At 33.4% G+C, this 10,574-nt stretch carries 8 protein-coding genes and 2 tRNA genes; 6 read left to right on the forward strand and 4 right to left on the reverse strand.

Annotated features, from left to right (window positions below; genetic code table 11):
- The first annotated feature begins 77 nt into the window (after window positions 1–77).
- The 4 genes from B4I81_RS05310 to B4I81_RS05325 all read left to right on the forward strand — a co-directional run bounded on the left by B4I81_RS05310 (window position 78) and on the right by B4I81_RS05325 (window position 4,293).
- A complete protein-coding gene (locus tag B4I81_RS05310; RefSeq protein WP_291108481.1) occupies window positions 78–1,310 on the forward strand; it encodes a 3-deoxy-D-manno-octulosonic acid transferase in 1,233 nt (410 codons plus the stop codon).
- Window positions 1,310–1,759, forward strand: coding sequence for a GNAT family N-acetyltransferase (locus tag B4I81_RS05315; protein WP_291108483.1), 450 nt, complete (start codon window positions 1,310–1,312; stop codon window positions 1,757–1,759). The genes B4I81_RS05310 and B4I81_RS05315 overlap by 1 nt, the downstream gene beginning before the upstream one ends.
- A gap of 9 nt (window positions 1,760–1,768) precedes the next feature.
- Window positions 1,769–3,922, forward strand: a complete 2,154-nt coding sequence (locus B4I81_RS05320; protein ID WP_291108485.1) for a S46 family peptidase — start codon at window positions 1,769–1,771, stop codon at window positions 3,920–3,922.
- Between the two features lie 164 nt (window positions 3,923–4,086).
- Entirely contained in the window at window positions 4,087–4,293 is a 207-nt protein-coding gene (locus tag B4I81_RS05325) for a hypothetical protein (protein WP_291108487.1), read from the forward strand.
- A 54-nt stretch (window positions 4,294–4,347) separates the two neighbouring features.
- On the opposite strand, the gene B4I81_RS05330 is transcribed toward B4I81_RS05325, so the two are convergent.
- The 4 genes from B4I81_RS05330 to mutS all read right to left on the reverse strand — a co-directional run bounded on the left by B4I81_RS05330 (window position 4,348) and on the right by mutS (window position 7,719).
- Window positions 4,348–4,710, reverse strand: coding sequence for a DUF1508 domain-containing protein (locus B4I81_RS05330; protein ID WP_291108488.1), 363 nt, complete (start codon window positions 4,708–4,710; stop codon window positions 4,348–4,350).
- Between the two features lie 99 nt (window positions 4,711–4,809).
- Window positions 4,810–4,895, reverse strand: a tRNA-Leu gene (locus B4I81_RS05335).
- A gap of 21 nt (window positions 4,896–4,916) precedes the next feature.
- A tRNA-Gly gene (locus B4I81_RS05340) sits at window positions 4,917–4,989 on the reverse strand.
- 162 nt (window positions 4,990–5,151) lie between these two features.
- A complete protein-coding gene (gene mutS, locus B4I81_RS05345; protein ID WP_291108499.1) occupies window positions 5,152–7,719 on the reverse strand; it encodes a DNA mismatch repair protein MutS in 2,568 nt (855 codons plus the stop codon).
- Between the two features lie 164 nt (window positions 7,720–7,883).
- Between mutS and B4I81_RS05350 the strand changes: the two genes are divergently transcribed.
- Both B4I81_RS05350 and B4I81_RS05355 read left to right on the forward strand, forming a co-directional pair.
- Window positions 7,884–8,420 (forward strand): RNA methyltransferase, encoded by a 537-nt coding sequence (locus tag B4I81_RS05350; protein WP_291108489.1) that lies wholly within the window; start codon window positions 7,884–7,886, stop codon window positions 8,418–8,420.
- Between the two features lie 35 nt (window positions 8,421–8,455).
- Window positions 8,456–10,516, forward strand: coding sequence for a T9SS type B sorting domain-containing protein (locus B4I81_RS05355; protein ID WP_291108490.1), 2,061 nt, complete (start codon window positions 8,456–8,458; stop codon window positions 10,514–10,516).
- Window positions 10,517–10,574 lie beyond the last annotated feature (58 nt).

Below are 10,574 nucleotides of genomic sequence, written 5' to 3' on the forward strand. Positions count from 1 at the left end.
GCAAAAATATGAAATTCTACAGTACAAATTTTATCTAACTTAAAAAGAAACGTATTTTAGCACCATAAAATTCAATTATGCTATTTTTATACAACATAATTACGCTTTTAGCTAACCAACTTTTGAAACTTGTAGCCCTTTTCAGTCCGAAAATAAAACTTTTTGTAGATGGACGAAAATCGGTTTTTCAAACTTTGGCTGAAAAAATTAAACCTTCGGATAAAACAATTTGGTTTCATGCGGCTTCTTTAGGCGAATATGAACAAGGTTTACCCGTAATTGAAGCAATTAAACAGCAATTTCCTAATCATAAAATTTTAGTTACTTTTTTTTCGCCTTCGGGTTATGAAGTTCGAAAAAACAATACCGTTACTGATGTTACAGTGTATCTACCTTTGGATACGATTTCGAATGCGAAACAATTTATAAGTTTAGTTCATCCCGAAATGGCATTTTTCATCAAATATGAATATTGGCCAAACTATTTGAACGAATTAAAAAAACAGCAAATTAAAACTTATCTAATTTCTGGAATTTTACGAGAAAACCAAGCGTTTTTTAAATGGTATGGCGGATTTTATAGAAACGCTTTAAAAACATTTGATTACTTCTTTGTTCAGAATGAAAGTTCAAAAAAACTACTTCAAAGTATCGGATTTAATAACGTAAAAGTTTCTGGCGACACGCGTTTTGATCGTGTGGTTTCCATTTTAGAACGTGATAATTCATTGGATTTTATTGAACAATTCAAAGATAATAAAACCACCATCGTCATTGGAAGTTCTTGGCCAAAAGATGAAAGCTTATTGGTGAATTACATCAATCAGAGTTCGGATGACGTGAAATTTATTATTGCTCCGCACAATATCAAATCAGAACAAATTCAGGAATTGAAAAATGCTATTACTAAAAAAACGCTTTTGTTTTCCGAAAAAGACAATGTTAATCTGTCAGATTCAAACGTTTTCATCATCGATACCATCGGAATTTTAACCAAAATTTATTCCTATGCCGATATTGCTTACGTTGGCGGAGGTTTTGGAAATCCGGGTGTTCATAATATTTTGGAACCGGCGACCTTTGGAGTTCCGGTTGTGATTGGCCCAAATTATTCGCATTTTGCTGAAGCTACGGCATTAGTAAATATGGAAGGTTGTATTTCGATTCAGAATCAAACTCAACTTAATGAAGCTTTTGATTTATTACTTCGCAACGAAGACGAACGATTAGAAAAAGGTCACATTTGCAGCACATTTGTTCAAATGAATAAAGGCGCAACTCAAACGATTATTAATCATATTTTGAGCTAATGACAACCTTCAAACCATTAGAAATTGCAGATATTTCAATCATCACTCAAATGATGCAGAATTTTTATGCAATTGACAATTATCCGATGGATGTTGAAGTGGCTAAAACTTTGTTTCAAGAATTTATTTCCAATGAACATCTTGGAAAATCTTGGTTGATATATTCCGAAAATGAAATTGTGGGTTATATCATTCTCACTTTTATTTTCAGTTTTGAATATGGCGGAAAAATTGCTTTTGTAGACGAATTATTCATCAAAGAAACCGCTCGAGGAAAAGGTTTTGGAAAAGAAGCGATTCAATTTATTCAAAGTGAAGTTTCTAAATTATCGTTAAAATTACTGTATTTAGAAGTTGAACCGCACAACGAAAACGCACAAAAATTGTATCTTGCACACGATTTTGAACTTCACAATAGAAAATTAATGAAGTACAAAGTCACTAAATAAATTATACCTATGAAATTTTTAAAATTACTACTTGTTTTATTTGTTATCCAAGTTCAAGCGCAACAAGGAGGCATGTGGATTCCTTCGTTATTGAAAGGAACTAACGAAAAAGAAATGAAAGCTTTGGGAATGAAAATTAGTGCCGATGCTATTTATTCGGTAAATAATTCCAGCTTAAAAGATGCCGTTCCTCATTTTGATGGTGGTTGTACAGCGGAAATGATTTCTCCAAAAGGACTTTTATTAACGAATCACCACTGTGGATATGATAACATTCAAAGTCATTCTACTGTTGAAAACGATTATTTAACAAATGGTTTTTGGGCTTACAAAATGGAAGACGAATTACCAAACAAAGATTTAACAGTAACATTTATCATCAAAATTGAAGATGTAACCACTAAAATTTTTGAAGGCGTTTTAAATCTTCCAACTGAAAGCGACAAACAAAAAAGAATCCAACAAAATATTGCAACGGTTAGCAAAAGTTTCCAAAAAGAAGCTTGGCAAGATGTAATGATACGTGCTTTTTATGATGGAAACCAATACCTATTATTCGTAACTGAAAATTTCAAAGATGTTCGTTTAGTTGGTGCACCACCAAGTTCAATCGGAAAATTTGGTTCGGATACTGACAACTGGGTTTGGCCTCGTCACACAGGAGATTTTTCTTTATTTAGAGTGTATGCAGACAAAAACAATCGTCCTGCTGAATATTCAAAAGACAACGTTCCATATAAACCAAAACATTTTTTCCCAGTTTCTGCAAAAGGAGTTCAGGAAAATGATTTTACGATGGTAATGGGATATCCTGGAAGAACTCAGGAATATTTACCATCATTCGCCGTAGAACAAATTGTAAATGATTTGAATCCGGCAAAAATTGAAATTCGTGATGCTGCTTTAAAAGTACAAGATGGCTTCATGAGAAAAGATAATGCGATTAAAATTCAGTATGCTTCAAAATACGCTGGTGTTGCAAATTATTGGAAAAAATGGATTGGAGAAACGAAAGGTTTAAAAAAATCCAATGCAGTTGCTATCAAAAAAGATTTTGAGAAGAAATTTCAAGAAAGAGTAAACAAAGCTAGAAAACAGGCTGAATATGGAAGTATTTTAACTGATTTCGAAAAGAACTACAAAGACATTAGAGAATATGCTATTGCTAGAGATTACTTTACAGAAGTTGTTTTACGTAATTCAGAAATTTTATCGTTTGGATACCGTTTATACCAATTAGAGCAAGTTTATAATACAAGAGGCGAGCAAGCTTTCAATGATAGAAAAAACAATTTAATTTCTGGATTTGAAGGTTTATATAAAGATTATAGCGCTCAAGTGGATGAAAAAGTTTTTGAACAATTAATCAATTTATATGCTACGAAATCACCAAAACAGTTTTTACCTGAAAGTTTGAATAACATTAATGCTTCAGCTTTAACAACAAGTGTTTTTGGTTCTTCGAAATTAACTAGCTTTAATGGTTTGAAAGAATTATTAAATGGTGATGCAAAATCGGTTTTAGAGAAATTAAATCAGGACAAAGGATATCAATTGGTAAAATCGATTGCGGATAGTTACCAAAAAAATGTAGCTCCTAAGTTTGATGAGATTAATTTAAAAAACATCGCTTTACAAAGAACTTACATGAAAGGAATTATGGAATTCTTCCCTAACGATAGAATTTTCCCTGATGCTAACAGTACATTACGTGTAACGTATGGAAAAGTAAAAGGATACAAACCTAGCGATGCTGTTATTTACGAACCAGTTAGTTATTTAGATGGAGTGATTGAAAAATATATTCCAGGTGATTACGAATTCGATGTTTCTAAAAAACTAATCGATTTGTATAATGCAAAAGATTATGGAAAATACGCAGATAAAAATGGTAAAATGCCTTTAGCGTTTATTGCTACCAATCACACTACTGGTGGAAACTCTGGAAGTCCTGCTTTAGATGCAAAAGGAAATCTAATCGGATTGAACTTTGATAGAGTTTGGGAAGGTACGATGAGCGACATTTATTATAGTCCAGAAATCTGTAGAAATATCATGGTAGATGCGCGTTATATTTTATTTGTGATTGATAAATTTGCAGGTGCTAAAAATCTTATAGAAGAGATAACGATTGTTTATCCTAAGTCTCAAAAAACCAAATAATTACAAATATTTTAAAAAATAAAGAGTTTGGCACGCCATTTGAAATAATATATTTAAGGTTCGAAAGAAAAAAAATTTAAAAAATTTGTCTAAAAATATTTTGACATGTTAAAAAATTTATATCTTTGCTCCGAATTAATAATTAACCTTTATAATTTAGTAAGATGAAAAAAGTTGTTTTAAGTTTAGCAATTGTTGCTGCTATGTTCGTTTCATGTAAAGAAAATGCTGCTGAAGAAACTCCAGCTGTTGATTCAACTGTAGTTGAAACTCCTGCTGTTGAAGAAGCTCCTGCTGCTGATTCTTCTGCTGTAGTTGCTGATTCTGCTGCTACTGCTGCTCCTGCTGCTGAAGCTGCTCCAGCAAAATAATTATTGCTAGAACAAAAAAATTAATCCCGATTAGATCGGGATTTTTTTTTGCTTTTATTTTTCAAATGGAGATGGACCAAAAATATCTTCGGAAGATGAAAAATCTAAGAACTCTGAATTTCCTGCATATTTAACTATTTCATCAATTCCTTTTTGAAGTAATAATTGAGTTGTATACCTACGACTTACCGCTATTTCATGCTCATCAAGTATCATTCTAAAAAAAAACTTACCACTAGACGATTTAAAGCGCATGAAAACACATTTATCAATTGAATTCTTTAATCGTTCAATTTCTTCCTCACATTCAAATCGCAACTCGAAATCGTTACTTGTAAAAATGGTTTTTCCTTTTCGAGAAACAAATTCATATTTATAAGTTCCGTTTAATCGTTGTGCGATTACAAATGTCCCCATAGTTAAATTGATTTTAAAGATGCTTTAAAGATATTATAAAATTTCAAATTGAGATTTTTATAAACAAAAAAAGCTCCAAACATAGTTTGAAGCTTTTTGTACTCAAGGCGGGACTTGAACCCGCACGGGCATTACTACCCACTGGATTTTAAGTCCAGCGTGTCTACCAATTCCACCACTCGAGCAAATATTTTTAGGTAGTTTAGAGCGAAAAACGGGGTTCGAACCCGCGACCTCGACCTTGGCAAGGTCGCGCTCTACCAACTGAGCTATTTTCGCGTTTCGTTTCGTTATCTTTTAAAGAACGTTGCCATACTTGTTCCGTATTGCGAGTGCAAATATAGTACATATTTTTATTCTTGCAAGTACTTTTTAAATAAAAATTGAAACTTTATTAGAACTTTTACTTAACCTTTTGATAACGAATTATTTATTTTAAAATTATTTTTTAACCAACATTCGTTTAATTTCGTTTAATTTCATTAATGCTTCCACAGGAGTTAGCGTATTAATATCGATATTCATGATTTCTTCTTTAATATCCTCCAAAAGTGGATCATCTAAATTGAAGAAACTCAATTGCAGTTCATCATTTGTCGATTTAATCCCAGATAATTCTTCGCTGGAATGTCTTTTTTCTAATTGCTTTAATAGTTTTTGTGCTTTTTGAATCACAATTTGAGGCATTCCTGCCATTTTTGCTACGTGAATACCAAAACTATGCGCACTTCCACCTTTCACTAATTTACGAATAAATAAAACCGTATCTTTTAATTCCTTAACCGAAACATTGAAATTCTGAATTCTATCAAACGTAACTTCCATTTCGTTTAATTCATGATAATGGGTAGCGAAAAGCGTTTTCGGCTTGTTTGGATGTTCGTGCAAATATTCTGAAATTGCCCATGCAATCGAAATTCCGTCATAAGTTGAAGTTCCTCTTCCAATTTCATCTAACAAGACCAAACTTCTTTCTGAAATATTATTCAAAATAGAAGCAGTTTCGTTCATTTCCACCATAAAAGTAGATTCACCCATCGAAATGTTATCGCTCGCTCCTACTCTGGTGAAAATTTTATCCACCACACCCATTCTCACGCTTTCTGCTGGAACAAAACTTCCCATTTGCGCCATCAATACAATCAAAGCCGTTTGACGTAAAATAGCCGATTTACCTGACATATTCGGACCGGTAATCATGATGATTTGTTGGGTTTCTCTGTCTAAATAAACATCATTAGAAATATAAGGCACTCCAACAGGCAATTGTTTCTCAATAACAGGATGGCGTCCTTCTTTAATTTCCAAATCGAAACTTTCATCTAAATCAGGACAAACATATTTGTTATCAATCGCTAATTGCGTGAAAGATGTCAAACAATCTAATTGTGCGATTAAATTCGCATTCAACTGAACGTGTTTGATATACGTTGCAATCCAATTCACTAATTGTTCAAACAACTGCGTTTCTAATTGATGGATTTTTTCTTCAGCACCTAAAATCTTTGATTCGTATTCTTTTAATTCCTCTGTAATGTAACGCTCAGCATTCACTAAGGTTTGCTTACGAATCCATTCCGCTGGAACTTTATCTTTGTGTGTATTACGAACTTCGATATAATAGCCAAAAACGTTATTGAACGAAACTTTCAACGAAGGAATTCCTGTTTTAGCACTTTCTCTTTGTTCTAATTCCTCCAAATACCCTTTTCCAGTTGAAGAAATAGCTCTTAACTCATCTAATTCGGGATGAACTCCAACCGCAATTGCGTTTCCTTTATTCACACTTACAGGAGCGTCTTCTTGAATGGTGGTTTTGATTTTTTCTCTCAATAATTCACAAGCGTGTAAACTATCACCAATTACTCGCAACGCTTCATTATCGCTACCTAAAGCCAATGTTTTTATTGGAATAATTGCGTCTAACGAATCTTTCAAGAAATTAACTTCTCTTGGCGAAATTTTCCCTGTAGCTACTTTTGAAATCAAACGTTCCAAATCGGAAATTTGTTTGATTTGATATTGAATTTGTTGTAAAACTTCGGGATTGGTTTTCAAATACGAAATCACTTCATGACGACTTCTAATTTTTGAAATATCTTTCAACGGAAGTGCCAACCAACGTTTCAAAAGCCTTGCTCCCATTGGCGAAAGCGTTTTATCAATCACATCTAAAAGCGTTACTGCATTGGGATTATAACTGTGATACAATTCTAAATTCCGAATCGTAAATTTATCCATCCAAACGTAAGCATCTTCTGCTATACGCTGGATATTGGTAATATGTTGAATTTTATTATGTTGCGTTTCGGACAAATAATACAAAATTGCACCCGATGCAATCAAACCTTCAGTTAATTCTTCTACACCAAAGCCTTTTAGTGAATTGGTTTGAAAATGTTTCGTCAAACTTTCTAAGGCATAATCTTCTTTATACACCCAATCTTCCAAAAAAAACGTATGAAAATCATCTCCAAAAATCGAGTGAAACTGATTTTTAAATTGTTTCGGAATTAAAACTTCACTAGGACGAAAGTTTTGCAAAAGTTTATCAATGTATTCTTCATTGCCTTGCGAAACTAAGAATTCGCCTGTTGAAACATCTAAAAACGAAACTCCAACCGATTTTTTCCCAAAATGTACCGAAGCTAAAAAGTTGTTCGACTTCGATTGTAACACCTCATCATTCATCGAAACTCCAGGTGTAACCAATTCTGTAACACCACGTTTTACAATGGTTTTTGTCATTTTTGGATCTTCTAATTGATCGCAAATCGCCACTCGAAGTCCGGCTTTAACCAACTTAGGTAAATACGTATTTATGGAATGATGCGGAAATCCTGCCAAAGCCGTTTCCGTTTCAGAACCAGCGCCACGTTTGGTTAATGTGATACCTAAAATTTGTGACGCACGCACCGCATCTTCTCCAAAAGTTTCATAAAAATCGCCCACACGAAACAACAAACAAGCATCGGGATATTTGTTTTTTATCTCGTTGTATTGCTTCATTAAAGGTGTTTCCTTGGGTGCTTTATCGGGAGTTGCTGCAGATTTTTTAGCCACAATTTCAAATTTTAAGTATGATTGCGAAGGTAATAATTTCAAAGACAATGACAATATCAATTTCAAAAATCAAGTTTTAAAGTTTTATAATTAATCTTTACTTTTGCCACATGAGAAAATTAGCCAACGCAGAATTAGAACGTAAAAACATTGAGGAGTTTAAAGAAGCTCAAAAAACACCCATTATTGTAATCTTAGATGATATTAGAAGTTTGCACAACATTGGTTCGGTTTTCAGAACTTCGGATGCTTTTTTGATTGAAAAGATTTATTTGTGTGGCATTACGGCTACTCCGCCCAACAAAGAAATTCACAAAACAGCTCTTGGCGCTACTGAAACAGTTTCTTGGGAATATGCAAAAGATGTTTTAGATGTGGTAAATCAATTGAAACAAGAAAATGTAAAAGTGTATTCTGTGGAGCAAACTGAAAATGCAATCATGTTGGATAATTTTCAACCTGAAACCAATACAAAATATGCTTTAATTTTTGGTAATGAAGTAAAAGGCGTTTCTCAAGAAGCGATTAATTTAAGCGATGGTGTAATTGAAATTCCGCAATTGGGAAGCAAACATTCATTGAATATTTCGGTGAGTGCTGGAATTGTGATTTGGGATTTATTTCAAAAAATAATCACAAAAAAATAGTTTTTTTAATTTAGCGTTTGCGGTATCTTTACGGAATGATTACTATTAAAAAATTATTCTTAACCCTACTCTTGTTATCAAGTATTGTTTATTCACAAAATATTGCTCCAGTTTTAACCGCTACTGGAAATCAAATATATTGTCCTCAAAGTTCATTGCCAATAGTTACAAATATGTCAATTATTGACCCTGATGATATTGGTATTCAGGCAATGTATGTTCAAATATCTTCGGGATATGTTTTAGGACAAGACACTTTAACTTTAACAGGCGTTCATCCCACAATAACCACATCTTGGAACGCAACAGAAGGAAAGTTAACATTAAGCGGTGTGAGTGGAAACCCTACTTACTTGGAATTTACTGCCGCTATTGAAGCAATTGTCTTTTCAAACACTTCAATAAATCCAAACAGTCAACGTGTTTTTTCAATTACAGTTGGACAAGCCAATTACTTAGAATCAACCGATCATTATTATCAATATATCCCAAATACTGGAATTAGTTGGTTAAATGCAAAAAATGCTGCAGCTTCCTCAACTTATTATGGACTACAAGGCTATTTGGCAACGATAACGTCTATGGATGAAGTTCAAATTTCTGGAATTCAAGCTTCTGGAGCAGGATGGATTGGAGGAACTGATGAAGAAACTGAAGGTGTTTGGAAATGGGCGTCAGGACCCGAAGCAGGAACTATATTTTGGAATGGAGGTATAAATGGAAGTACTCCTAACTTCTCTTTTTGGAATACCAACGAACCAAACAATCAAGGTGAAGAAGATTATGCTCATGTTACTGCTCCAGGCGTCGGTCAACCTGGCTCATGGAATGATTTGAGTTTAACGGGAGCTACTAGTGGAAATTATCAACCTAAAGGTTATATTGTAGAATATGGTGGAATGCCAGGAGACCCTGTTTTACATATTTCAACTACTGCTACAATTACAATTCCTCAAATTACAAGTTTTACAAATTCCTCAAATTGTGGAAATGGAACTGTGACACTTCAAGCTTCAGCCAACACAGGAAGCGTTAATTGGTATGCTAATTCGACTGGAGGTATTCCGGTTTTTACTGGAAACACATTTACTACTCCTATTCTAAACACTACCACTAACTATTATGTAGACGCATTCCCAATAGGTTGTTCAACAGGAACCAGAACCATGATTACAGCTACGATAAACGAAATACCTACCACCTCTTTCATACAGCCAAATCCTATTTGTAAAAATACGAGTACAACAATAAATGCCGCTTCAACTATTGGAACAATAAATTGGTATGCTTCTCCAACAAGTTCGTCGCTTTTATTTAGCGGAAATTCTTTTACAACTCCAATTTTAAATACAACCACTACCTATTATTTTGAAGCAGACAATAACGGCTGTCTTTCAAATCGAACCGCTGTTACTATTGATGTTCAACCTATCCCAACTGTATTTGATGAAAACATATCTTTCTGTGAAAACACTTCCGCTCAATTGCAATCTAGGATTAGTGGTGCAACTTATTTGTGGTCAACTGGTGAAACAAGTCAAAATATAACTGTTGTTGCAGCAGGAAATTATTCGGTTGTAATAACCAATGGTTTCGGTTGTAGCGCTACAAAGAATTTTTTGGTAACTACCAACCCAATCCCCGAAATAGATTCCATTAAGGTGCAAATGGATGGAATTACCATTAACACTACAAATTCAGGAAATTTTCTTTATTCTATTGATGGTACAAATTTTTATTCTTCTAACTTTTTTTCAATAACAAATGGCGGATTATACAGTGCTTATGTAAAAGACTTTTACGATTGTGGCATTGACATTCAATCTTTTATATTTATTTCAACACCTACATTTTTCACTCCAAACAACGACGGAAACAATGATTTTTGGTTTGTAAAAGGCACTCAGTTTTTTCCCAATGCAAAAACTTACATTTTTGATAGATATGGAAAACTGCTAACAACGCTACACACAAACAACATTTTATGGGATGGAAGTTTTAATAATGAAAAAATGCCAGCTGCAGATTATTGGTTTTCAACTGAAATACCAGAAACGAATCAAATCATCAAAGGTCACTTTTCATTATTACGCTAAATTATTTTTTTATGTATTTTTTGCAACAAAAAAACATAATCCTCCTGTTTTTTCACAA

This window comes from Flavobacterium sp. UBA6195 (genome assembly GCF_002422095.1).
Classification (GTDB): Bacteria; Bacteroidota; Bacteroidia; order Flavobacteriales; family Flavobacteriaceae; genus Flavobacterium.